We start from the raw sequence: 25,253 nt of genomic DNA, 5'->3' as shown, positions 1-25,253 counted from the left end.
CCCGCAGGCGAAAGCCGAGGAGGCTCCAGCAGTGCCCCTAGGAAAGCGAAGCCATTTGCGGAAATCCACAGCGGTGTATATAGAATATTTAAATTCAAAGACTTTTTCAGTGGCCTTCTGCGTTGCGGGGTCTCACCTGTCCCTTCCACCCGAGGAGTCTACGCGCCCTCCACTCCAATCAACTAGATGACCCCATTCACTAAAGGGTTTGTTAAAAAATAATCCTTGAATGTTAACTATAAAAGAACTAACATTTCGGTTTCTTAAAATCTAGCTGTGGATTGGAGCAAATGGCGTAGACTCCAGCGGGGGAGTAACGGTAGATTGAGACCCCGCAACGAAGTGAGGAGGCTCAAGCACCGTCCCGCGGAAAGCGAAGTCATTTGCGGAAAGGAACAGCGGCGTTAGAGTTATAGTTACATCACTTTCTATCCTGATATAGTAATAGGTCTTTATACCCAAAGAATAAAATGAGCCAAATTAACGATTTTTTTTAACATTTGATACATAGACATATGAGTTACCTTAATTTACAATAAAAGCATACATACATATTTCGACAAATATATATAATTCGTAACAAAAGATTTATTTATGGGGGTACTAATGAAGATTTTTTCGACATCAATCCAAGCATTGGAAAAAGGTATACAGTATTCAGGTGCAAAGCATAAAGCTATTTCACATAATATCGCGAACGTTGATACACCAAATTTTAAACGTAAAGAAATAAAGCCTACCTTTGGAGAAACTTACCAGAAAGCACTTGCGGCAAACAAGACAGATAACAGGCATAGAGAATTTTCGGGCAGTTCAAATATAGCTTATAGGATGGATAATACATCATATTCCTACTCACATAACGGCAATAATGTCGACATAGATAAAGAAATGTCAGACTTGGCTGAAAATCAAATATATTATTACACCTTGATTGATCAAATGAGCGGAAAGTTTCAATCGCTTCAGAACGTGATTAAAGGAGGGAGAGCGTGATGTCTATGTTTAAAAGCATGAATATCTCCGCTTCTGCCCTGACAGCCCAGAGGCTCAGAATGGATGTTATATCCTCTAACATGGCGAATGTTGATTCAACACGTGGCGAATATCGCAATGGGCAGTGGGAGCCTTACAGGAGGAAGTTGGTGGAAACTGCACCTAAAGAAAACAGTTTCCAATCCTATTTGCAAAAAGCTTCTGGAACAGGTAATGGATTTGGTAGTGGCGTGAAAGTAACAAGGATAAAAGAGGATGATGCTCCTTTCCGTCTTATGTTCGACCCGGAGCATCCGGATGCAAATGAAGAAGGATATGTTCAGCTCCCGAATGTCGATCCTCTAAAAGAAATGGTAGACCTAATGAGTGCATCAAGGTCTTATGAAGCAAATGTAACGGTATTTAATGCTTCTAAAGGGATCATGATGAAAACGCTGGAGCTTGGTAAATAGGTGGAGGGTAAATAAATGATTACTAAAATAGCAAATTCTAATCAGATGTTTCAGAATCTAAATAGTGTTCAGAAAACCAGTGGCGATGTGCATCAGCAATTTTCTACCTATTTGAAGGATGCCTTAAATGAAGTGAACAATTCACAAGTGGCATCCAATCAAATTACTACAAAGCTGGTCAATAATGAAGGAGTAGAACTCCACGATGTATTAATTGCCCAGCAAAAGGCCAGCGTAGCCATGTCGCTTACGATGGAAGTGAGAAACAAGGGTGTGGAAGCATATCAGGAAATCATGAGAATGCAAGTGTAAGACAGTTGGAATTATACGAAAAAAATGATACATAAATAACTTTTGTCACCCAACAGTGACAGTGATCTTACAGATAGAAATAATGCGGTTATTTACTGCATAACTTTGCTGCAAGATAATAACCGGGGGAATTGACGTAATGAAAGAGAGATTACAAGAAATAAAGACAAAAACTTTTTCCTTTTGGACAAATAGATCAAAAGCTCAAAAGACAGCGATGGTCAGTACAGTTATCGTATCCTTTTTTGCAATAATCGCAATGGTGTACTTTTTAAACAAGACGGACATGGCCCCTCTATACAAAGATTTGACTGTACAGGAAACAGGGCAAATTAAAGAAGTTTTAGATGGTAGAGGCATCCAATCACAGATAACCAATAACGGTACCGCCATCTTGGTTCCTCAACAATCGGTAGATTCATTGAAAGTGGAATTGGCTGCCGAAGGTCTTCCGAAAAGCGGAAGTATTGATTATGGTTTTTTTGGCGAAAGATCAGGATTCGGAATGACAGACAATGAGTTTCGAATAATGAAGCTAGACGCCATGCAAACAGAGCTAGCAAATTTAGTGAAAAGTATTGAAGGTGTGAAAGATGCCCAGGTCATGCTCAGTCTTCCAGAAGAAGGAGTATTCGTAAGAGAAACGACTCAAGTGGCATCAGCATCCATCGTCATTGAAAATGATCCTGGATATCAATTTGACCAGAATAATGTTAATGCGCTATACCATCTAGTATCAAAGAGTATTCCTAACTTATCTACAGATAATATCGTCATCATGAACCAAAACTTTGAGTATTTTGATTTAAAAAATAACCAAAATTCTGGCAGTACCTTTAATGCATCTACGCAACTGGAATTAAAGAAGGAAATCGAAAGAGACATTCAAAGACAGGTCCAGCAGATGCTCGGAATGATGATGGGCTATAACAAAGTGGTTGTTTCTGTGACAACTGACATAGATTTTACCCAGGAAGCAAGGGAAGAAAACACTGTAACACCTGTGGACCCCGAAAACATGGAAGGTATTGCTGTAAGTGTTGAACGAATTACCGAGAGTTATACAGGTAGTGAAGGTAACGCTGGTGGGGTACCGGGAACTGGAGAAGCAGATATTCCTGCGTATGTTGCCGGTGGGGGAACTGGCAGTGGCGATTACGAAAGAATGGAAGAAAGAATTAATAATGAAGTCAATAGAATTAGATCTGAAATTGTAGAAAGCCCTTATAAAGTAAGAGATTTGGGCATCCAAGTTATGGTGGAGCCTCCTGTAGCAGATGACCCATTATCCATGCAAGAAAATACGATTGATGATATTAGACAAATACTAAGCACGATTGTCCGTACAACCATTGATAAGAATATGTTAGGGGATGACCCTGAACAAGCTAACATTGATGAAAAAATTGTTGTTTCCGTTCAGCAGTTCAATGGAAAAGTGGAAATGGAAGAAACGACTGATTCAGCAATTCCAACATGGATTTATGTTCCAGCTGGTATTCTCCTTGCTATTATCCTCGTGTTATTATTCCTTTTATTCAAACGCAATGGAAAAGAGGAAGAGGAAGAAGTAATGGTTACAGAAGAAGAGACTGTCCAAATCAATGTGCCGGATATTAACAATGAAAAAGAATCGGAAAGTTCAGCGCGTCGAAAGCAACTAGAAAAAATGGCCAAAGAAAAGCCGGACGAATTTGCGAAACTATTACGTTCATGGTTGTCGGAATAGAAGGAGAGGGAGACGAATATGGCAAAAGCAACACAGGCAAAATCTTTTTCAAACAAACAAAAGGCGGCCATCTTATTGATCTCACTTGGTCCGGATGTTTCGGCTTCTGTTTACAAGCATTTATCAGAAGAAGAAATTGAAAAATTAACACTTGAAATCAGCGGGGTACGTACAGTAGATTCTCACATCAAGGAAGATGTTCTAGAAGAGTTTCACCAAATAGCCCTTGCTCAAGATTATATCTCTCAAGGCGGGATTAGTTACGCCAAAACCGTTTTAGAAAAAGCTTTAGGTAAAGACCAGGCAACAGCCATTATTACAAGGCTTACTTCTTCCTTACAGGTTAAGCCCTTTGACTTTGCTAGAAAAGCGGACGCTTCTCAAATTCTGAATTTCATACAAAATGAACACCCACAAACGATTGCTCTTGTCTTATCCTACTTGGAACCGACAAAGTCTGGACAAATTTTATCAGAGTTACCGCAAGAATTACAGGCAGATATTGCAAAGAGAATTGCAGTGATGGACAGTACATCTCCTGAGATCATAAATGAGGTAGAGCAAATTCTTGAAAGAAAGCTTTCTACTACCGTTACTCGCGATTATACAAACACAGGTGGAATTGATTCTGTCGTGGAAGTGTTAAATCAGGTGGACAGAAGTACAGAAAGAACCATCCTGGACTCATTAGAAATTCAAGATCCGGAATTGGCAGAAGAAATCAAGAAACGAATGTTCGTATTCGAAGACATTGTTACGCTTGATAACATGGCAATTCAGCGAGTAATTCGTGATGTGGAAAATGAAGACATGATGCTTGCACTGAAGGTTGCCAGTGAAGAGGTCAAAGAGATTGTGTTTAAGAACATGTCTAAACGAATGGTAGAAACCATGAAAGACGATATGGAATACATGGGTCCTGTTCGCTTAAAGGATGTTGAAGAGTCTCAATCTAGAATTGTAGGAATCATTAGAAAGCTTGAAGAAGCAGGGGAGATTGTCATTGCTCGTGGCGGAGGAGATGACATCATTGTCTAAGTTAATAAAATCTTTTTCTTTAATAGAAGGAAATACGGAATCTGTTTCTATAAAAGTTGCTCCTATTTTCAACAAAAAACAATCGGAAACGAAAGCGGAAACAGTACTTGGTCATAGTATAGAATCCATCAATCATGCCATAGAAAAAGCAAATCGGGAGGCCGCCTACATTTTGGAACAGGCAGCCTTAGAAAGACAAAAAGCCGTAAAGACAATTGAAGAGGATAAGAAAGCTTGGGAATCAGAGAAAGAGCTCTTTATGCAAAAAGCGTATAACGAAGGACATGAACAGGGATTTCAAGCAGGTGAAAAACAAGCACAAGCATTATATGAAGAGCGGCTTACTGAGGCTAACCGCATAATTGACCTGGCTAAATTGCAGTACCACGAAAAACTTGACAGCTCAATCGAGTCCATCGTCATGCTTAGTGTAAAAGTAGCAGAAAAAATTATTGGATCTTCCTTGAATTCAGATCCTTCCACTTTTACGAAATTGGTTCAGACAGCGCTTAAAGAAGTCAAAGAAAAAGAGGAAATAAAAATCTATGTAAGTCCTAGCCAATACCCAAATCTACTGATGAATAAACAAATATTGCAAAATATCATCAATAGCCAATATGAACTTATTATTTTTCCTGATGCGGAATTACAAGATGATGGATGCTGGATTGATTCTACTGCAGGACGAATTGATGTTTCTATTGATACGCAGTTGAAAGAAGTAAAAGAACATCTTTTGCAACTTGTGAGAGTGGAGTTGTAATCATGTTGACCGTAGAAGATTTGCTGAAAGAAATAGATACAATGAATACGTACAGGCGTTACGGAAAAGTAAAAAGAGTAATCGGTCTTATGATTGAATCTAAAGGGCCTGAAAGCTCCATTGGGGATGTATGCAATATCATCATCCATAAAAAGAAAAAAAGAATCGTTCAAGCAGAAGTTGTCGGCTTCAGGGACGACCACGTTATTTTAATGCCTTTTACAGATATTCAGGATATTGGGCCTGGGTGTATGGTGGAAGCGACAAATAACCCTTTAGAAATAAGAATCGGTGAAGAGTTAAGGGGCATGGTACTGGATGCAATGGGCAAACCATTAAATCCAGAAGAGGAATTACCTGTTGGCTTAGGTAAATACCCAACAGACCAGGCGCCACCAAATCCAATGACTCGGCCATCTATTACAGAAGAGTTGGAAGTGGGAGTAAAAGTCATAGACGGCCTGCTTACAGTCGGAAAAGGTCAGAGGGTAGGAATCTTTGCGGGTAGTGGGGTAGGAAAAAGTACACTTCTTGGCATGATTGCACGAAACACGCATGCAGACATTAATGTGATCGCACTCATTGGGGAACGAGGCAGAGAAGTTCGGGACTTTTTGGAACGTGACCTTGGGCCAGAAGGATTAAAAAGGTCCATTGTTATTGTAGCCACATCCGATCAACCAGCTCTTATGCGAATAAAAGGTGCATATACAGCAACCGCCATTTCAGAGTTTTTCCGAGATATGGGCTATAATGTCATGCTCATGATGGATTCTGTAACAAGGGTAGCAATGGCGCAGAGAGAGGTTGGCTTGGCTGTTGGAGAACCTCCGACTACCAAAGGTTATACCCCAAGCGTATTCTCCATGCTGCCTAAGTTGTTGGAAAGAACCGGTACAAACCAATTAGGCTCTATCACAGCATTTTATACTGTGTTAGTGGACGGTGATGACATGAATGAGCCAATAGCTGATACGGTGCGAGGTATTTTAGACGGCCATTTCGTATTAGATAGAGACCTAGCCAATAAGGGACAATATCCAGCTATTAACGTATTAAAAAGTGTGAGTCGAGTAATGAATCATATCGTCGATCATGAACATAAAAGAGCAGCCGAATCCATGCGGGAAAAGCTATCGAAATATTACCAAGCAGAAGATCTCATCAACATTGGTGCGTATAAGCGCGGCAGCTCCAGAGAAATTGATGATGCCATTCAAACCTACCCGGCCATCATTAACTATTTAAAACAAGAAGTTGATGACAGTTGGAAGTTTGCTGATACAAAAAAAGAACTAACAAACTTAATGAAGTAGGTGCTAGGCATGTCTGTTAGAAAAGGACGTTTAGAGAAACTGTTGGTAGTGAAAAAAGCCGAGAAAGATCAAGCGAGTTCTGAATATCAAACAGCCATTTCACAGTTTGAAACGGAAGGACAAGCCTTATACGAACTTTTAAAGAAAAAAGAGCAATTAGATGAATCACTTCAAGTCAGCCTTCAAAGCGGAATACCAATAGAAACACTTAAACAGCAACAATTTTTCATGGATAACTTGGAAAAAAACTTGCTACACCAACAAAAAAAAGTAAGTCATGCGAGAGCTTTCATGAATCTTAAAGAAGAAAAACTGAAAGAACAATCGGTGGAATGTAAAAAATATGAAGTGTTGGATACCAAAGAAAAACTTTACTGGAAGCAAAATGATCTTAAAGTGGAGGCAACATTTATAGACGAACTCTCCATTCTTCAATATTCGCAACACACGAATAGGTGAATAAACGATGAAAAAAGAAAAACAATCAGAAGAAGTAGAAGAAAAATATTCATTTCTGCAAAAGCTATTATACTTGTTTATCATTCCGCTCCTTTTCACTCTTGTCATTGTATTGGGTTATCTGACGTACGAAGGGAAAAATGTATTTGAAGTTGCCCAATCTTTTCTCCCAGCCAAGGAAGAAGTGATGACAACTGAGAAAGAAAAAAAGGAAGAAGAAGGGGCGTCACCAAAACAAAATGACAACTCCAATTCCTCTCAAGAAATCATTCTCTTAGAAAGGCAAGTAAGTGAAAAGGAGAGAGAGATTACAAAGCTTGTTGCAAGTCTTGAAGAAGCGAATAGTAGAATAGAAGATTTAGAGAAACAACAACAAGAAATAAAGTCTTCAACCAAAGAGCTGGCAAAGCTATATGAAGGTATGTCTACGAAAAAAGCGGCTCAAATCATGATGGAACTGGATGAAGAAATGGCACTTCTGATCTTAAATGAATTAAGCACATCGAAAACATCTTCTATATTAGGACAACTAGAACCAAAACAGGCAGCAAGATTTACGGAACTACTGGCCGATAATGAATAGGTTTTTAGAAAGGAATGAAAGAAGTGAACTTTTTTGTAACAGGTGAAGCTTCTGCTTCTGTCGGATCAAGCAATAAAATGACTATCGACGGAGTGAAAAAATCAGAGCAACTTACCGAAAACACATCGGACAGTTTCCGTTTTATTTTGTCTGAAAGTCTCCTTTCCACCATGTTGTCACTTTCAAAGCCTAATAGTGACATGGTAGAGGATGAAAATGCCACCATTGAGAAAATGATTAAAGAAATGGATGAAACCTTGACATTGCAGCTTGCGTTGCTAAATGAACTTCAAGAATGGCGAAATATGGAGTCAGATACACCTTATACAAAAGAACTTCCAAAAGAATACTTCCATCTATTAGAAGATGTAATGGCGATGATGTCACTCTTTGCTAATCTAGACGGTAATTCTCAAGGGAAAATAGATAAACAGTTGATTCAACCATTCACTCAAGTTTCAGAAAGAGTGATGATGTTTATAAAAAGCTACATGACGTCAGTTGATGAAAAGACAGAACTGCAATTAACTACTAAAGAACAGTCAAATGTACAGGATCTTTTAAAGGCAATAGACTCCAAATTGGGGAAGGTGGAACAGGTGATAAGGGCAACGCAACAAGCCTTACAACCAACCACATTTGATTCGTCTACTACCAAAACAGCTTTTGTGCCAAATAATGAAACGTTTCTACAAAACGGTCCTGTTACCATAAACATGTTGCAACAACCAAAACAGGCAACTATTCAATGGGTTGTAGATACAACAACAAATGAGGTTGCACGTGAACAGTTGATCCAAAAGCTAGAAGGTATTTTGTCTAAAACAACGACAAAACTAGTAAACGGTAACCAGTCGATGACAATAAGATTGGCCCCGGAACATCTTGGAACATTACATATTAAACTGCAAGAAACCCAAAACGGCTTAGTCACAAAATTGATTGTACATTCCAAGTCTGCTGCTTCGCTTCTTGAAAGTGGAATGACCAATTTAAAACAAACTCTTGCCCAAACGAATGCGAGTATTGACAGAATTGAAGTCGTGTTTTTAGATCATGATCAAAAACTAACTCAACAGCATAAAGGAACAAATGAAGAAAATGCTCAAGCTAAGCAATCTTTTAAGCAGGATAAGCAACAAGACGATTCCGATCAATCTTTTGAAGATGTCCTTTTAGAAGAATTAGAAATAATAATCCCTGAAGGTGAGAGAACATGACAAATACTATTTCATCTGATCTTTACATTCAGAACCGTCCGGTGGAATTATCCAAACAAAACAATGTAATGGGAAAAGACGATTTTCTTCGACTACTTATTGCCCAATTACAAAATCAAGATCCTTTAAATCCGATGGAAGACAGAGAATTTATAGCCCAGATGGCAAACTTCTCATCCCTTGAACAAATGGCGAACTTGAACAAGAGCATGGAAGGTTTTATAGATACCCAGAATAAAATGAACGTACTCTCCTTGCAACAGTATCTAGGGTCAGAGCTTACATGGCAGCACACATATATGGTGGAAGACGAACCATTTGTCGAAATGAAGAACGGTACGGTCACAAGTATCTCCATGCAAGATGGAAAAGCTAGATTAATTATGGACGATGGAAGTCAGATCACCGTAGAGCAAATCACAAAGGTGAATCAGTCTGGTGATGTTTCTCAAGGCGGAAACGCTTCTCTATTATCAGCAAGTCATCTGATAGGTAAAAAAGTTACCATAAGCTTAGGAGAAGAATCCTATGAAAACGTCTTGGTGAACTCTGTACTGACAAAGGATGGAAAAATCCATCTCACTGTCACTGATGAGCGCTTGTCAGATAAAAAGATACCTCTAGAAGCCATCCAACAAATTACACAATAAAGAATATTGGTAGAAAAGAAAGCAAAATAAGGGGGAAAAAACATGCTACGTTCCATGTATTCAAGTATCGGCGCACTAAGAAACTTTCAAACTAAATTAGATGTGATCGGAAACAACATCGCAAATGTAAATACCTACGGGTTTAAAAAAGGAAGAGCCACTTTTCAAGAGATGATGGTACAACAATTATCAGGTGCAAGTGGCCCAGCGGCAGGTAAAGGTGGAGTTAATGCGAAGCAAATCGGCTTAGGATCCATGATCAGTACAATAGATACTATCCAGACTCAAGGGTCTCTTCAAACTACTGCACGACCACTAGATTTGGCCTTATCCGGTGATGGTTTTTTTGCAGTAGCCTCCATTGCAGACGTGACAAGAGTGAATGTGGATAGCGATACTGCTTACGGGGACAACAAAATCTTAGGTGGGGCGATTAACAATGCAGTTGCTATGAACTATACAAGGTCAGGTAACTTCTACCTTGATAATAATGGCTACATCGTGAACGCTAACGGTATGTACATGATTGGCGAAACAGGGGAGAAGAGAATTCCAAATGATCAAATCATGGCTGCATCCAACGCTGCATTGAATTCTGGTGAGATTTTCTTCGATGAATACAGAGACTTCAGAAATGATACGAACAAATACCTTGATCTTGCAATGAAATTCCTGGAGGCACAAAGGACATTTGAAGATGCTGAAAAGGCGAATTTGGAATCTGGAGGTACTGATCCTCAGCTGGCAGCGGCCGCAACGGCAGCCGAAACTGCTAGAGATAATGCAGCAACCCAGTTCAATGATTTTAATAACGATATCTATGAAGGTCAAAGAGCCGCATTTACAATTTCAGCTCAAAACATGAACAATGGAATTGATAGTTTCATAGGTGCAACTGGCGAAATAGCATACAGAATGATAGACCCTGTTGTCCAGGATCCGACCATTCCAATTCCTAATGGGGCAACAGCCAATATCAATGACCTATCGAATCTCGTCAGCTATGCACAGTCTGTAAAAACCAGTCTTGACACAGCTTTCAAGACTTTCGAGAATTTCATCGCTAAAGCGGAAATGATCCAGCAACCTACATGGACAGATTCATTGAGCGGCAGTCCTGGGCTGATTCAAATTCCGCCTAATGCACGAAGCTTCAGTATTTCCGGTGATGGAAAAGTGAACTTTATCGATCAATTCGGAGACTTAAAAGTTGCAGGTCAGCTAATGTTAGCAAAGTTCCCAAATGATGCTGGATTAGAAAGAATCGGGGAAAACCTGTTTCAACAATCGAACAACTCAGGGACAATGGATAAAAACGGTGACGGAATTCAACTTGAAGAAATGTTCAGACCTGGTGACAATGGGGCTGCATCTATTATTTCCGGGACGCTCGAAATGTCCAATGTAGATTTATCTGAAGAATTCACGGAGATGATTACAGCTCAAAGAGGGTTCCAAGCGAACACGAGAATCATCACGACATCAGATGAAATACTTCAAGAGCTCGTCAACCTGAAACGATAAAGGGGGAAGGGCTAAGTGGGAATAACTTGGCCCGATAGATATGATAAAGCTAACTAAACTCAATGGTCGTCCATTTGCGGTCAATGTTTGGTTGATTGAACAGGTTGAAGAAACACCAGATACGATGATTACCTTAAATAACGGTAAAAAAGTGATAGTGAAAGAGAGTATGGAAGAAGTGATTCTGTATTGCAAGGAGTTCTATGCTCACATGCATCATGGAACACATTTGGAGGGTAAAAAAGATGTTTCGCAATAAATTACTAAATATCATGATCATTATCCTTCTTGGTATATCACTTATTGGAGTAGTTGCACTCGTTACAGTGGATAAATTTTATGCGGATAAATCAACAGAAGATCCCACCATTGATGAAATCATTAAATACTCCGTTGATTTTGAAGAAATAACAACAAATTTACAAAGTGGCGGCTATGTACGTTTGAAAATGAAAGTCCAAACGGATAGCAAAAAAGCAACGGAAGAACTATTGAAAAGAGATTTCCAGGTGCAAAACATCGTAATACACGAAATTGCCAACAAGACAGCTTCAGATTTTGAAGGTGGAAAAGGTCTGACTATACTGGAAGAGGAAATTCAACTAAAAATAAATGAAGTGATGCAGGACGGAGAAATCGTGAAAGTCTATACAACCTCCTTTCTTCTTCAAAACTAATCACCAAGAGAACGATGTAAATTAGGAGGTGATGGATATGTCGACAGAAGTGATGTCACAAAGTGAAATTGATGCGCTTCTTTCAGCCTTATCAACAGGGGAAATGAACGCCGAGGAGCTAAAAAAGGAAAATCAGGAGAAAAAGGTTAAAGTTTATGACTTTAAAAGGGCACTTCGTTTTTCCAAGGATCAAATCCGTAATTTAACGAGAATACATGAAAACTTTGCTCGATTATTAACGACCTACTTTTCTGCACAACTTAGAACTTACATACAAATCAGTGTTGCATCTGTTGATCAACTACCGTATGAAGAGTTCATTCGTTCGATACCTAAAATGACGATTCTGAATGTATTTGAAGTAGCTCCACTTGAAGGAAGGGTAGTCCTTGAAATAAACCCAACCATCACCTATGCAATGCTTGACAGGCAACTTGGGGGAAAAGGGACAGGAGTTAACAAAGTGGACAGTTTAACAGAAATAGAAACAAGACTTATGACAACCCTTTTTGAGGGAGCCATTGAGAATTTCGGCGAGGCTTGGGATACAGTAGCCGAAATACAGCCGTTTCTCTCGGATCTAGAAGTGAACCCACAGTTTTTGCAATTAGTTTCTCCGAATGAAACGGTAATAGTCATATCTATGAATATTACCATCGGTGAAGTAACCGGGATGATTAATATCTGTATTCCACATGTCGTTTTGGAACCGGTGATTCCGAAATTATCTGCTCACTATTGGATGGAAGAAAAAAATAAAGTGAGGCAAGATCACGAGATAGCAACTCTCGAAAAAGCAATCCGGGCAACCTCATTAACGATAACGACTGAATTGGGAAATTCAGAGATATCATTTTCTGATTTATTAAATATAACCATTGGCGATGTACTCCCATTACAACAGAAAATAGATGAGCCTATCATTGTCAAAGTGGACAATAAACCTAGTTTTTATGCACAGGTTGGTCAGGTAAAGAAAAACATGGCCGTACAAATATTAGAAAAAATCAAGGAGGGATATGAGGATGATGAGTGATGGAATGTTATCTCAAGATGAGATAGATGCGTTGCTTCGAGGAACAGATAACAACAATGAAGAACCCCTCTTTGTTGATCTAAATATTGAAGAATATCTATCTACAATGGAACAGGATGCGCTTGGTGAAATTGGAAATATATCATTTGGCAGTTCGGCAACCGCTTTATCTACTTTATTAAATCAAAAAGTCCAAATAACCACCCCAAAGGTGTCGCTGATAGAGAAAAGCAGCTTGGAAAGTGAATTTCCCGACCCATATGTAGCCATAAAAGTGAGTTATACAGAAGGTTTTTCAGGTTCTAATATACTAGTAGTAGAACAAAGAGACGCTGCAATCATCGCAGATCTAATGCTTGGAGGGACAGGTGAAAACCCCCAAAGTGACTTTGATGAAATTCATCTGAGTGCCGTTCATGAAGCGATGAATCAAATGATGGGGTCTGCAGCAACTTCCATGTCGACAGTATTCGCAAAAAAAATTGACATATCACCACCATCTGTTATGTTGATTGATTTTAAAGCTGGAGATGGAACTGCGGAGATGCCGGAGGATGAACTATTAATCAAAGTGGCATTTTCCATTAAGATTGGCAAATTAATTGATTCATCCATTATGCAAATACTTCCTTATCCTTTTGCAAAAAAGTTAGTGGAAGAGCTGTTACACCGTGATGATGACACGAATCAATCTCCACAAGTTAATCAGCAAGCAGAAACAGGAACAAATCAAGCGAGCGGAACCTCCTATGAACAGCGTGATCAATCAACAACGTCTGCTACAGCAGATTATTTTCATAAGGAGGAAGAACCCTACGTTGCAGCAACTCCACAAAGAGAACATGCATATGCAGGTGGGCATGAAAGACCTAGCAGTCCTGCACCAAGACCGCAGCCAGCTGTTAATGTGCAACCTGCAGTCTTCACTAGTTTTGAGACCACAGCTGTGGAGGAATCTGAACCTAATAACTTAAATATGCTACTGGATATACCTCTTCAGGTTACGGTTGAATTAGGAAGAACGAAGCGTTCTGTCAAAGACATCCTTGAATTGTCAACAGGCTCCATTATCGAACTGGATAAGCTTGCAGGGGAACCGGTGGACATCCTTGTCAATAATAAACTTATCGCGCAAGGTGAAGTGGTCGTGATAGATGAAAGTTTTGGAGTAAGAGTAACAGATATTGTAAGTCAATCAGATAGAATCAGAAAACTTCGATAGAATCTAGGGGGAAATAACATGAGTAAAAGAATTTTAATAGTTGATGATGCAGCATTTATGAGAATGATGATAAAGGATATCCTGACTAAAAATGGCTATGATGTTGTCGGTGAAGCGGCTGATGGAATGCAAGCTGTAGAAAAGTACAAAGAACACCACCCAGATTTAGTGACAATGGATATCACCATGCCAGAAATGGATGGTATTACTGCACTTAAGGAAATTAAATCGATCAATCCGAATGCAAAAGTCATCATGTGTTCTGCAATGGGGCAACAAGCAATGGTCATTGATGCAATCCAGGCGGGTGCGAAAGACTTCATCGTAAAACCTTTCCAAGCGGATCGAGTGATTGAAGCCATCCACAAAACTCTTTCCTAGAGGTGTCTGTTTTGTATGCCAACAAGATTTTACGTAGTTTACTAGTTGTGGTTTTTCTCTTCTTACAACCGATGTCAGTATTTGCAGAAGGAGAAGAAGGTCTGAAGAACAGTGTGTATGACCAGTTACAAGACCAAAAACCACATACTGATGAAACAGAAGGAGACCCAAAAGCTCCTTCTTCAAATCAACAAGAATTACTGGAACAAAAGCCGCCATCCGTTTCTATGTTTGATTTTATCCAAATGATATTCGCCCTGCTATTTGTACTGGCATTGCTTTATGGAGCTTTGAAACTAATCAATAACAGAAATAGGTTAGATAGTGGTCGTTCGGTTGAAAATATTGGTGGGACAAACCTCGGAAACAACAAATCTCTTCAACTTGTAAAAGTAGGAAACAGCGTGTTGGTTGTCGGGGTTGGAGACTCCATTAATCTTTTAAAAGAAATTACAGATGAACAAGAACGTGAACAACTGATTCAGTCCTATCGTGATCGCTCAGAGAATCTCGCAATTAATACCGATAGGCTATCAAGTTTGGTGGAAAAGCTTAAAGGAATGAAGAAAACTAAAAGTAAATCGAGTTTTTCATCAGTTTTACAAGATCAATTAGGGCAATTATCTAAAGATCGGAAAACGAAGTTGACGGAAATGGATGATAAGAAGGAGTATGGACAATGACGGAATTCGTGGAACTATTTAGTGGAAATGAAGCGTCGACCGTCTCCACATCCGTGCAACTATTATTATTACTGACTGTTTTCTCTTTAGCACCAGCGATACTTATACTGATGACGAGTTTCACGAGAATCATCATTGTATTATCGTTTGTCCGAACATCCCTTGCAACCCAATCGATGCCGCCAAACCAAGTCTTAATAGGCCTTGCTTTATTTTTGACGTTTTTTATTATGGCACCAACCTTTTCACAAGTGAATGATCAGGCACTTCAGCCTCTTTTCAACGAAGAAATTACGCTCGATGAAGCATATGAGAAAGCGAGTATCCCTTTAAAGGAATTCATGAGTAAACACACAAGACAAAAGGACCTGGCATTATTTATCGATTATGCAGGAATGGAAAGACCAGAAACTATTGAAGATATACCTCTTACCGTTCTAGTCCCTGCGTTTGCTATTAGTGAATTGAAAACCGCCTTTCAAATTGGCTTTATGATTTTTATTCCCTTTCTTGTGATCGACATGGTTGTCGCAAGTGTTTTAATGAGTATGGGGATGATGATGTTGCCTCCAGTTATGATTTCATTGCCGTTTAAAATTTTATTATTCGTCCTTGTTGATGGTTGGTATTTAATTGTTAAATCTTTATTGCAAACATTTTGAATGAGGTGTAAAAATGAGCCCGGAATTTGTAATATCTATGGCAGAGCGGGGAGTATATACGATTCTATTAATTAGCGCTCCTCTTCTGATACTGGCTTTAGTCGTGGGCTTGATTGTAAGTATTTTTCAAGCAACTACCCAAATCCAAGAACAGACGCTAGCATTTATACCTAAAATTGTAGCGGTATTGGTGGGATTGGTTGTTTTTGGTCCGTGGATGCTGTCCAATATGCTTTCCTATGCATTGGAAATTTTTAATAATATTCACAGGTATGTGAGTTAGTCCCATGCTAGAATGGGTGAACTATTTTCCGGCATTTTTATTAGTTTTAACAAGAGTGACAGCATTTTTTGTTACGCTTCCTCTCTTTTCTTATCGGAACGTTCCTTCTACTTTTAAAGTGGGTCTTGGATTTTTCTTTGCACTCGTCATGTCCTTTTCCATAGACCTTCCGATTGTCGGTATTGATGGAACGTATATTTTGCTGGTCATAAAAGAGTTGATGGTAGGTTTGCTGATAGGCCTGGTAGCTTATATGGTTTTATCTGCTATTCAAATAGCAGGTGGTTTTATCGACTTCCAAATGGGCTTTGCGATTGCCAATGTTATAGACCCGCAAACAGGCGTACAAAGTCCAATCATGGGACAGTTTTTCTATATTTTTGCCCTGCTGCTCCTTTTATCAGTAAACGGGCACCACTTAATGATGGATGGGATATTTTACAGCTATGAATTAATAGAGATCACGCAACCATGGATACCTCTTGGGGAATCACAAGTGTTTGAGTTTATCTTAAAAACAATTAACACGATGTTTGTCATTGCGCTTCAACTTGCCATTCCAATCGTCGGCGTTCTATTTCTCGTGGATGTGGCACTTGGGATCGTTGCTAGGACAGTTCCGCAACTTAACGTTTTCGTGGTGGGTCTTCCTTTAAAGATTGGAGTAAGTTTTATCACGATTATATTTTCTCTCACCATACTTTTCACACTGTTTTATAAGCTCTTTGAACTCATGCTTCATACGATGAGAGGCTTAATGGAATTGCTTGGGGGTTTTTAGATGACTAAATGGGTCAGGTTAGACCTGCAATATTTCAGTGGTGAAAAGACCGAGAAAGCTACACCGAAAAAGAAGCAGGATACAAGAAAAAAAGGACAGGTTGCTAAAAGTGCCGATGTGAATACTTCCTTCGTTTTAATTTCAGTCTTCCTCTGTCTGTTGGCTATTGGCCCATGGATGAAGGTAGAGATCTTAAAACTTTTTGAACATTCCTTCCGAGTTTATTTGCTTGAGGAAGTGACTGTCCAAAAAGTTCATATGATATTTTTGGAATTGATCATGCAATTGGTTTGGATCATCGGGCCGGTTATGCTTGCTGCTTTCCTTGGGGCTGTTATTGCTAATTATCTACAAGTTGGTCCTTTATTCTCAACAGAAGCAATTCATATGAAACTAAATAAGCTAGATCCTATTCAAGGTTTTAAACGGATCTATTCTGTACGGGCCATCGTCGAATTTGTTAAGTCTATGTTGAAAATAGTTTTTGTTGGGGTCATCACTTTTTCTATTTTGTGGATGAGTTTAGAAGAAGTGCTGATACTTTCCCAAAAGAATTTACATGAGGCGTTTTCCTTTTTAGGGAGCTTGACCGTACGAATGGGGTTATTTGCTGGAGGAGCTTTACTGTTTTTATCCATTTTCGATTATTTGTATCAAAAATATGATTATGAAAAGAACATCCGAATGTCCAAACATGATGTGAAGGATGAATATAAAAAAGCGGAAGGTGATCCGCTTATCAAATCTAAAATCAAGCAAAAACAACGGGAAATGGCGATGCAAAGGATGATGCAGGACGTTCCTCAGGCAGATGTTATCATTACAAATCCAACCCACTACGCTATTGCATTGAGATACGATGAAACTAAAGGAGATGCTCCAATCGTTCTTGCTAAAGGAGTAGACTTTGTCGCCAAAAAGATTAAAGAGAAAGCAAAAGAACATAACATTGCCACAGTAGAAAATAAACCGCTAGCAAGGTCTCTTTATGCACAAGTTGAAATAGGAGATGCCATTCCAGAAGAATTCTTTCAGGCGGTTGCAGAGATTCTGGCATATGTTTACCGATTACAAAATCAAGTGAAATGATGGTTGGAAGAAAAGGAGAGATAGAAGTCTATGTCAGCTAGAGATTTATCCGTATTACTTAGTGTCATTCTAATTATTGCCATGTTAATTATTCCTTTTTATCCATGGATGCTAAGTATTTTTATCATTATTAATATCTCCCTTGCTCTGATTGTTCTCTTAACAACCATGAATATCCAAGAGCCGTTGCAATTTTCGATATTTCCTTCCTTACTTTTACTACTAACACTGTACAGGTTAGGTCTAAACGTTTCTACGACAAGATCCATTCTGAGTGAAGGTACTGCGGGTACTGTTGTAGAAACGTTTGGAACATTCGTTGTAGGTGGCAATGTCGTCGTCGGACTTGTTGTTTTCATTATTTTGGTGGTCATACAGTTTGTGGTTATTACGAAAGGCGCAGAACGTGTCTCCGAGGTCGCTGCACGTTTTACGTTGGATGCAATGCCTGGTAAGCAGATGAGTATAGATGCAGACCTGAACGCAGGAATGATTTCGGAACAAGTTGCCAAAGAAAGACGTGAAAAAATTGCAAAAGAAGCGGACTTCTACGGAGCGATGGACGGAGCCAGTAAGTTTGTGAAGGGAGACGCCATTGCAGGGATCATCATCGTATTCATCAATGTTATCTTCGGTATTGTTATCGGTATGGCGCAGATGGGATTAAGTTTTGCAGAATCTGCCCAAAAGTTTACTCTTCTTACAGTCGGTGATGGAATTGTCTCTCAGATTCCTGCCCTTTTAATAGCAACTGCTACTGGTATCGTGGTGACAAGGGCAGCATCAGAGGGGAATCTTGGTGGAGATATTACTAAACAATTGTTTGCCTACCCGCAGATGCTTTATGTGGCTGGTACCACCATTCTTCTGCTGGGAATTGCCACTCCTATAGGGCCGTTGCTAACCGCACCAATTGCTTCTCTTATCATTGTTGGCGCATACATGATTAGTAAAAAGCAAAAAGAAGATATTGTGGTGGAAGAGGAAACAGAAGAGGAAGTTGTGACAGATGAGCTGAGAAGTCCAGACAGCGTAGTCAATCTTTTATCTGTCGACCCGGTTGAATTTGAATTCGGGTATGGGCTGATCCCATTAGCTGACTCCAAGCAGGGAGGAGACTTGTTGGATAGGATCGTCATGATAAGACGGCAACTAGCTCTTGAGCTGGGGTTAGTCATACCTGTTGTTCGCATAAGGGACAATATTCAGTTACAACCCAACGAGTATCGTTTGAAAATAAAAGGGAATGAAGTTGCTAAAGGCGAGCTATTGCTTGATCACTACCTTGCAATGAGCCCCGGAATGGACGATGACAGTATTGAAGGGATTGATACGATAGAACCCTCCTTTGGTCTTCCTGCTAAATGGATAAGCGAAGATATGAAAGATGAAGCAGAAATGTACGGCTACACCGTTGTTGATCCTCCTTCTGTGGTATCAACCCATATTACAGAAAAAATGAAACAACATGCCTATGAGCTACTTGGAAGGCAAGAAACAAAACAACTTGTCGACCATTTGAAGGAAAGCACCCCAATTTTAGTGGAAGAGGTAACACCATCACCACTTTCCATTGGGGACGTACAGAAAGTTCTTGCCAAACTATTGAAAGAAAATGTGTCGATCAGGAACCTGCCTATTATTTTTGAAACGTTGGCAGACTACGGAAAAATGTCAGCAGACACTGACCTTTTAACTGAGTATGTAAGACAAGCACTAAGTAAACAGATAACCAATCAATATGTTGTAGGAAATGAGACGTTTAAAGTCGTTACATTGGCAGGCAGGGTGGAAAAACTTATTGCTGATCACATACAACAAACAGAACATGGAAACTTCTTATCACTTGATCCAAACGTATCAATGGAAATTGTCCAAAAAGTGGGAGAGCAGATGGAACAGTTCTCTGTTTATGAGCAGTCGCCAATCCTTTTATGCTCGCCGGCTGTCAGAATGTATGTGAAGCAAATGTTAGATCGATATTTGCCGCAATTACCTGTTCTATCTTATAACGAGTTGGAAGCAAGCATAGAAGTACAAAGCATCGGGGTGGTGAATGTGGAAGGATGAAAGTAAAAAAATATAAAGCTGAGAATATGCAACAGGCAATGCAACTGGTTCGTCTTGAATTAGGAGATGATGCAGTCATCCTTAATTCAAAAGCAGTCAAAACATCAAGATTTTTTGGGCTCCTTTCCAAAAAAGGAGTGGAAGTGATTGCTGCAGTGGATGAAGAACCATCAAACCAAATGGTGAAAACTAAGAATGCAACCATGCGACCAAAGACGGAAATGCGCGATTCCAAGGAAACCATTTCTTCTCCAACATCAAAGGTAGAGCAGGATAAACTTTTTGACAGTATACAGGAAATGAAGAAGATGATGAAAAGCTTAACGAAAGAAAAGCAGAGGGATCCTTTGCTGCCAGACTTCTTCTTCCAATTGGAAGAAAAACTCTTAAAAACTGATATTAACGTAGTACAGGTTGAAGAGATAATGGATAGATTGCACGAGAAGTGGTTGGAAAATAGAACATTGTCTTATAAATCTATGTTGGAGCTAGTAGAAGCGGAAGTGTTTCAGTCATTGGAAGAGGTATCGTTTGACCATAATCCTTACAAAAAGAAATTCATCTGCCTCGTAGGCCCAACAGGTGTAGGAAAAACAACGACATTAGCCAAATTGGCTGCTAACGCTGCCCTTAAAAAAGGAAAATCCATCGGCTTCATTACAACAGATACATACCGTATCGCAGCAATTGAACAATTGAAAACATACGCTAGCATATTAGAAGCACCCATTGAAGTCTGTTATTCTGCAGAAGACTTTTCAGCTGCCAAAAACAAGCTATCCCATTTGGATGTCGTCTTCATAGATACAGCCGGAAGAAACTTTTTAAACGAACGTTTTGTAGAGGAATTGAAGGAAGTACTCCATTTTAAAGAAGAAATGACCACATTTTTGGTTTTATCTCTTACTTCTAAATTGTCTGATATGAAAAAAATAACGGATCAGTTTTGGAATGTAGGAATCCACCAATTTATTTTTACAAAAAAGGATGAAACAACCTCTGTAAGTTCCATGTATGAGATTTCTAGGGTTTATAAAAAAGGGGCTGCGTTTGTAACAGACGGCCAAAATGTTCCTGAAGACCTTATTCCATTCACAAAAGAACTGATGGTTCGCTCCATCATGGAGGAAATTCAAGAATGAACGATCAGGCAAGAGCATTAAGGGAACAAGTAAAAAAATCAAAGAGACAGCCTGAAGAAGAAATCTCGATAAAAAAAGAAACAAGAGCCATTGCAGTGATGAGCGGAAAAGGTGGGGTGGGCAAGTCGAACTTCTCTTTGAACTTTTCCTTAACCCTTCAGAAAAAAGGCTATAAGGTATTACTTTTTGACATGGACATAGGTATGGCCAACATAGACATACTGCTGGGAGTAACTCAAAGATATAGTATTCTGCACCTTTTTGAACGTAACCTTTCTCTAGAAGAAATTGTTCAGGAAGGTCCAGAAGGATTATCTTATATTGCCGGTGGTTCCGGCTTAAAGGAAATTTTCCATTTTGATGAACAAAAACGAAACCATTTTCTCTCTCAACTGCAACGATTGTCCTTTCAATTTGATTACATTATTTTTGATATGGGTGCAGGAATTACAAGTGAAAGTTTACAGTTAATCTTGGCATGTAATGAAATAATCCTGATTTCAACATGTGAACCTACTGCTATGACGGATGCTTACTCTGCCATGAAATTTATTCACAACCACGATCAAAGTATACCTTTTCAATTGGTTGTCAATCGTTCAGTAAGTCCTAAACATGCGATAAGTACCGCTCTAAGGCTACAATCTGTCACTCAACAATTCTTAAACAGAAACCTTTCCCATTTGGGGTCGTTGCCTGACGATAAATATGTGACGTTAGCTGTAATGGAACAAACTCCATTTGTATTAAGATTTCCCAACAGTCATGTAAGTCGTGCCGTCCGTGACATTGCGGTCAACTACTTACATGGACGTGATACAACTGTCATCAAGAATACGAACACATTTATACATAAGCTTCGACGACTGTTCGGTTAGGTTTATGGGAGAGGAAGGGTTGTAACATGAAAAAAGTGAGAGTACTTATTACAGATGACTCCATATTTATGAGAAAGCTGTTATCCGATCTGCTAGAGAAACATCCCGAGATAGAGGTAGTAGCTACCGCTAAAAACGGAAAAGAAGCTATTAAGAAAATAAAAGAGTATTCTCCAGATGTTGTCACCCTGGATGTAGAGATGCCCCAAATGAATGGCTTGCAAGCATTAGAGGTCATTATGAGGGAACATCCGGTTCCTACAATAATGCTATCAAGTACAACATCGGAGGGTTCCTTAAATACAATCATTGCAATGGAACAAGGCGCAGTTGATTTTGTTGCTAAACCATCCGGTGCCATTTCGCTAGATATACACAAAGTGAAAGAAGAACTCATCAACAAAATACTGTTGGCGTCCAAATCAAACCTGACACTTTTCAAGCAACCTATTAAAAAAGAGAAGGAAATACTTTCCTCCCATAATATTTATAGTAAAATAGACCTATTAGGAAGACAACGTAAGGTTGGGGATGCATTGGTCTGTATCGGGACCTCCACTGGTGGACCTCGGGCGTTGCAAACACTCCTTTCGACGCTTCCAAAATCTTTTCCAGCACCGCTTTTTATTGTGCAGCACATGCCAAGACATTTTACCAAGTCACTTGCTGATAGACTTAACACCATGTGCAATATCACAGTACTTGAAGCCGTACATAATCAAAAAGTAGAAATGGGAACCGCCTATATCGCACCTGGAGATTTTCATATGGAAGTGATAAAGCGTGCTGGAAGCCTCTTTATTCACCTTCATGATGCTCCGCCTAAAAGAGGTCATCGTCCTTCTGTAGACATGTTATTCCAATCTATTAGCACACTGGAAAACTACCAAAAAATTGCCGTGATACTTACAGGAATGGGGAATGATGGGACAGACGGATTAAAGCAGATAAAGGAAAGAGGGGCTACAGAAACTTTGGTACTTGCTGAGTCTGAAGAATCATGCATCGTATATGGTATGCCAAGGGCCGCAATACTATCAGGTATGGTAGATGAAGTACATCATTTGAAAGATATGTCAAAGAGAATTAACCAATATATTTTGTCATAGGGGTGCAATGAATGGACTTAAACCAATATTTAGATATTTTTCTAGAAGAGAGCAAAGAACATTTGCAAACTATTAATAATCAGCTATTAGAGTTGGAGAAACACCCAGCAAACATAGAGATTGTTAACGAGATATTCAGATCTGCTCATACTCTTAAAGGTATGTCTGCAACAATGGGGTATGAGGATCTGGCCAGTTTGACTCATCAAATGGAAAACGTACTTGATCTTATCCGTAATGAAAAATTGAACGTCACCACCAACCTGTTAGACATCGTATTTCGTTCCGTTGAATACTTAGAGGAGATGGTGCTTTCTATTTCAGAAGGCGGAGACGGTAAAAAAGATGTCAGTGAAGTGGTTTCCCTTCTTGTAAAAATTGAGAAGGGGGAAGCATTCTCCTTGCCAACAAAGTCTGCTGCTCAAACAACTTCAGAACATTCATATGATTCTTATGAAGTTACCATCTTGCAACAATCCGAGGACCAGGGATACACCCCATATGAAGTAACGATAACTTTAAGACCAGATTGTCTATTAAAAGCCGCAAGAGTGTTTATGGTTTTTGAAGTGGTAGAGGGTATGGGAGAAGTAATCAAATCTTACCCTTCCGTCGATCTTCTAGAGGAAGAGAAATTTGAAGAAAGCTTCCAAATTACAATGGTAACAAAAGAAGAAGTAAGTACTATAAAAGAAAAGATAATGAAGGTATCGGAGCTTGAAAAGGTAACGGTTAATAAGCTAGATACGCAACTTCTTGCCGCGTTCGACTCTGCAAGCTCAGTAGAAGTTGCAGTGGAAGAAGTGACAACAGCACAAGTAGAAGTGGCTGCAACAACAGCTGTATTGGAAAAAAAGGAAGACAAGCCGACACCAGTCAAGGCAACACCAGGATCCAATAAAACAATTCGAGTCAGTATTGACCGATTAGACGGATTAATGAATTTGTTTGAGGAACTTGTAATAGACAGAGGTAGATTAGAACAAATCTCTAAAGATCTGAATGAACCTGAATTAATTGAAACAGTGGAGAGAATGTCCCGAATCTCTAATGATTTACAAAATATTATCTTAAACATGCGTATGGTTCCAATAGAAACAGTCTTTAACCGTTTCCCTAGAATGGTAAGACAATTGGCGAGAGACCTTGGGAAAAAGGTAGACATTAATATTATTGGAGCGGAAACAGAACTTGATAGAACAGTGATGGATGAAATAGGAGATCCACTTGTTCATTTATTACGCAACGCAATTGACCATGGCATTGAGACACCTGAGGTTAGAAACCGTAATGGAAAGCCAGAAGAAGGAAAAATAACGCTCAAAGCATATCATAGCGGAAATCATGTTTTTATTGAAATCATGGACAATGGTGCCGGTATCTCGAAAGAAAAAGTTCTTAATAAAGCTATCAGTAAAGGGGTCATTTCTCAACAAGAAGGGGAAAGGTTAACCGAACAAGAAGTATATCAACTTATCCTTTCTTCTGGTTTTTCCACCGCAGAAGTAATTTCTGATATATCAGGTCGCGGCGTTGGACTTGATGTTGTGAAAAACACGATAGAGTCATTAGGCGGAAAAATCACCATTGATTCTCTTGAAGGTGTAGGCACAACATTTTCCATCCAGCTCCCGTTAACGCTCTCCATCATTTCCGTTTTATTAACGGAAATAGAGAATGAAAAATATGCAATTCCTTTATCTTCTATTATAGAGACTGCCATCATTAAAAAGGATGAGATCCTAACAGCACATAATCAGGAAGTCATTGACTTCAGAGGGAAAATCGTACCTGTCGTCTACTTAGAAAAAGTCTTCCAAGTGCCAAAAGAGCAAGTAGAACGTCCAGATTTTTATTCACTTGTTTTAGTGAAAAAAGGCGAAAAAATAGCCGCGCTAGTGGTTGATTCCTTCATCGGACAACAAGAAGTTGTACTGAAGGGTCTAGGACAATACCTAAACTCAACCTTCGCAATCAGCGGAGCAACCATCCTTGGCGACGGCCAAGTAGCCCTAATCGTAGACTGTAACGCCTTAATTAAATAAAAACCCTAGCTGTTGATTGGAGCAAATGGCGAAGACTCCTCGAAAATGCTACGCATTTTCTTCGTGCGAAGAATCGCTGTCGAAGCCTTCCTTGTCCTGCGGGAGAGAAGCGGCAATGTTGAGACCCCTGAAGCGTTGTGAGGAGTCTCAAGG

27 protein-coding genes are annotated in these 25,253 nt (G+C 39.4%); all 27 read left to right on the top strand.

The window, feature by feature from the left end; all coding sequences use genetic code 11:
• The first annotated feature begins 606 nt into the window (after positions 1-606).
• The 27 genes from flgB (at position 607) to HF078_RS17610 (ending at position 25,100) form a co-directional block, all read left to right on the top strand.
• On the top strand, positions 607-996 hold the full coding sequence (gene flgB / locus HF078_RS17740; RefSeq protein ID WP_169292349.1) for a flagellar basal body rod protein FlgB: 390 nt from the start codon (positions 607-609) through the stop codon (positions 994-996).
• The gene (flgC, locus tag HF078_RS17735; protein ID WP_169292348.1) at positions 996-1,448 is read left to right on the top strand and encodes a flagellar basal body rod protein FlgC; all 453 of its coding nucleotides are present in this window, start codon (positions 996-998) and stop codon (positions 1,446-1,448) included. Before flgB ends, flgC begins: the two co-directional genes overlap by 1 nt.
• 45 nt (positions 1,449-1,493) lie before the next feature.
• Positions 1,494-1,760 (top strand): flagellar hook-basal body complex protein FliE, encoded by a 267-nt coding sequence (gene fliE, locus HF078_RS17730; protein WP_481748031.1) that lies wholly within the window; start codon positions 1,494-1,496, stop codon positions 1,758-1,760.
• 139 nt (positions 1,761-1,899) lie between these two features.
• Positions 1,900-3,489 (top strand): flagellar basal-body MS-ring/collar protein FliF, encoded by a 1,590-nt coding sequence (gene fliF, locus HF078_RS17725; RefSeq protein WP_169292346.1) that lies wholly within the window; start codon positions 1,900-1,902, stop codon positions 3,487-3,489.
• An 18-nt stretch (positions 3,490-3,507) separates the two neighbouring features.
• Positions 3,508-4,527 (top strand): flagellar motor switch protein FliG, encoded by a 1,020-nt coding sequence (fliG, locus tag HF078_RS17720; protein ID WP_148986514.1) that lies wholly within the window; start codon positions 3,508-3,510, stop codon positions 4,525-4,527.
• A complete protein-coding gene (gene fliH / locus HF078_RS17715; RefSeq protein WP_169292345.1) occupies positions 4,520-5,290 on the top strand; it encodes a flagellar assembly protein FliH in 771 nt (256 codons plus the stop codon). Before fliG ends, fliH begins: the two co-directional genes overlap by 8 nt.
• 2 nt (positions 5,291-5,292) lie before the next feature.
• Positions 5,293-6,606, top strand: coding sequence for a flagellar protein export ATPase FliI (fliI, locus tag HF078_RS17710; RefSeq protein ID WP_481748029.1), 1,314 nt, complete (start codon positions 5,293-5,295; stop codon positions 6,604-6,606).
• Between the two features lie 9 nt (positions 6,607-6,615).
• A complete protein-coding gene (gene fliJ / locus HF078_RS17705) occupies positions 6,616-7,065 on the top strand; it encodes a flagellar export protein FliJ (protein ID WP_169292344.1) in 450 nt (149 codons plus the stop codon).
• A 7-nt stretch (positions 7,066-7,072) separates the two neighbouring features.
• Positions 7,073-7,648, top strand: coding sequence for a MotE family protein (locus tag HF078_RS17700; RefSeq protein WP_169292343.1), 576 nt, complete (start codon positions 7,073-7,075; stop codon positions 7,646-7,648).
• Positions 7,649-7,671: 23 nt separating this feature from the next.
• Positions 7,672-8,868, top strand: a complete 1,197-nt coding sequence (locus HF078_RS21225; RefSeq protein ID WP_169292342.1) for a flagellar hook-length control protein FliK — start codon at positions 7,672-7,674, stop codon at positions 8,866-8,868.
• Positions 8,865-9,518, top strand: coding sequence for a flagellar hook assembly protein FlgD (gene flgD / locus HF078_RS17690; RefSeq protein ID WP_169292341.1), 654 nt, complete (start codon positions 8,865-8,867; stop codon positions 9,516-9,518). Before HF078_RS21225 ends, flgD begins: the two co-directional genes overlap by 4 nt.
• Positions 9,519-9,560: 42 nt before the next feature.
• Positions 9,561-11,042, top strand: a complete 1,482-nt coding sequence (locus tag HF078_RS17685) for a flagellar hook-basal body complex protein (protein ID WP_169292340.1) — start codon at positions 9,561-9,563, stop codon at positions 11,040-11,042.
• 40 nt (positions 11,043-11,082) lie between these two features.
• Positions 11,083-11,301 (top strand): flagellar FlbD family protein, encoded by a 219-nt coding sequence (locus HF078_RS17680; RefSeq protein WP_169292339.1) that lies wholly within the window; start codon positions 11,083-11,085, stop codon positions 11,299-11,301.
• Positions 11,288-11,719 (top strand): flagellar basal body-associated protein FliL, encoded by a 432-nt coding sequence (gene fliL, locus HF078_RS17675; RefSeq protein WP_169292338.1) that lies wholly within the window; start codon positions 11,288-11,290, stop codon positions 11,717-11,719. Before HF078_RS17680 ends, fliL begins: the two co-directional genes overlap by 14 nt.
• A gap of 37 nt (positions 11,720-11,756) precedes the next feature.
• Entirely contained in the window at positions 11,757-12,755 is a 999-nt protein-coding gene (gene fliM, locus HF078_RS17670; protein WP_169292337.1) for a flagellar motor switch protein FliM, read from the top strand.
• The gene (fliY, locus tag HF078_RS17665) at positions 12,745-13,977 is read left to right on the top strand and encodes a flagellar motor switch phosphatase FliY (protein WP_169292336.1); all 1,233 of its coding nucleotides are present in this window, start codon (positions 12,745-12,747) and stop codon (positions 13,975-13,977) included. The genes fliM and fliY overlap by 11 nt, the downstream gene beginning before the upstream one ends.
• A gap of 18 nt (positions 13,978-13,995) precedes the next feature.
• Positions 13,996-14,358: a response regulator gene (locus HF078_RS17660; RefSeq protein ID WP_169292335.1), complete on the top strand. Its 363-nt coding sequence runs from the start codon at positions 13,996-13,998 to the stop codon at positions 14,356-14,358.
• Positions 14,359-14,369: 11 nt separating this feature from the next.
• Positions 14,370-15,041: a flagellar biosynthetic protein FliO gene (locus tag HF078_RS17655; protein ID WP_169292334.1), complete on the top strand. Its 672-nt coding sequence runs from the start codon at positions 14,370-14,372 to the stop codon at positions 15,039-15,041.
• A complete protein-coding gene (gene fliP, locus HF078_RS17650; RefSeq protein ID WP_169292333.1) occupies positions 15,038-15,703 on the top strand; it encodes a flagellar type III secretion system pore protein FliP in 666 nt (221 codons plus the stop codon). Before HF078_RS17655 ends, fliP begins: the two co-directional genes overlap by 4 nt.
• A 13-nt stretch (positions 15,704-15,716) precedes the next feature.
• Entirely contained in the window at positions 15,717-15,986 is a 270-nt protein-coding gene (gene fliQ / locus HF078_RS17645; RefSeq protein WP_010193366.1) for a flagellar biosynthesis protein FliQ, read from the top strand.
• A 4-nt stretch (positions 15,987-15,990) separates the two neighbouring features.
• Positions 15,991-16,767, top strand: a complete 777-nt coding sequence (gene fliR / locus HF078_RS17640) for a flagellar biosynthetic protein FliR (protein ID WP_169292332.1) — start codon at positions 15,991-15,993, stop codon at positions 16,765-16,767.
• Positions 16,768-17,856 (top strand): flagellar biosynthesis protein FlhB, encoded by a 1,089-nt coding sequence (gene flhB, locus HF078_RS17635; protein ID WP_169292331.1) that lies wholly within the window; start codon positions 16,768-16,770, stop codon positions 17,854-17,856.
• Between the two features lie 30 nt (positions 17,857-17,886).
• Entirely contained in the window at positions 17,887-19,926 is a 2,040-nt protein-coding gene (flhA, locus tag HF078_RS17630) for a flagellar biosynthesis protein FlhA (RefSeq protein ID WP_169292330.1), read from the top strand.
• Positions 19,923-21,068: a flagellar biosynthesis GTPase FlhF gene (gene flhF / locus HF078_RS17625; RefSeq protein WP_169292329.1), complete on the top strand. Its 1,146-nt coding sequence runs from the start codon at positions 19,923-19,925 to the stop codon at positions 21,066-21,068. Before flhA ends, flhF begins: the two co-directional genes overlap by 4 nt.
• Positions 21,065-21,946, top strand: coding sequence for a MinD/ParA family protein (locus HF078_RS17620; protein WP_169292328.1), 882 nt, complete (start codon positions 21,065-21,067; stop codon positions 21,944-21,946). The genes flhF and HF078_RS17620 overlap by 4 nt, the downstream gene beginning before the upstream one ends.
• A gap of 26 nt (positions 21,947-21,972) precedes the next feature.
• A complete protein-coding gene (locus HF078_RS17615) occupies positions 21,973-23,055 on the top strand; it encodes a protein-glutamate methylesterase/protein-glutamine glutaminase (protein WP_169292327.1) in 1,083 nt (360 codons plus the stop codon).
• Positions 23,056-23,066: 11 nt separating this feature from the next.
• Positions 23,067-25,100, top strand: a complete 2,034-nt coding sequence (locus tag HF078_RS17610) for a chemotaxis protein CheA (protein ID WP_169292326.1) — start codon at positions 23,067-23,069, stop codon at positions 25,098-25,100.
• Positions 25,101-25,253 lie beyond the last annotated feature (153 nt).

The organism is Bacillus sp. RO2 (assembly GCF_012911845.1).
GTDB lineage: Bacteria > Bacillota > Bacilli > Bacillales > Bacillaceae_I > Sutcliffiella_A.
The sequence above is the reverse complement of the archived record's forward strand: the minus strand, read 5'-3'. Positions and strand labels throughout refer to the sequence as shown.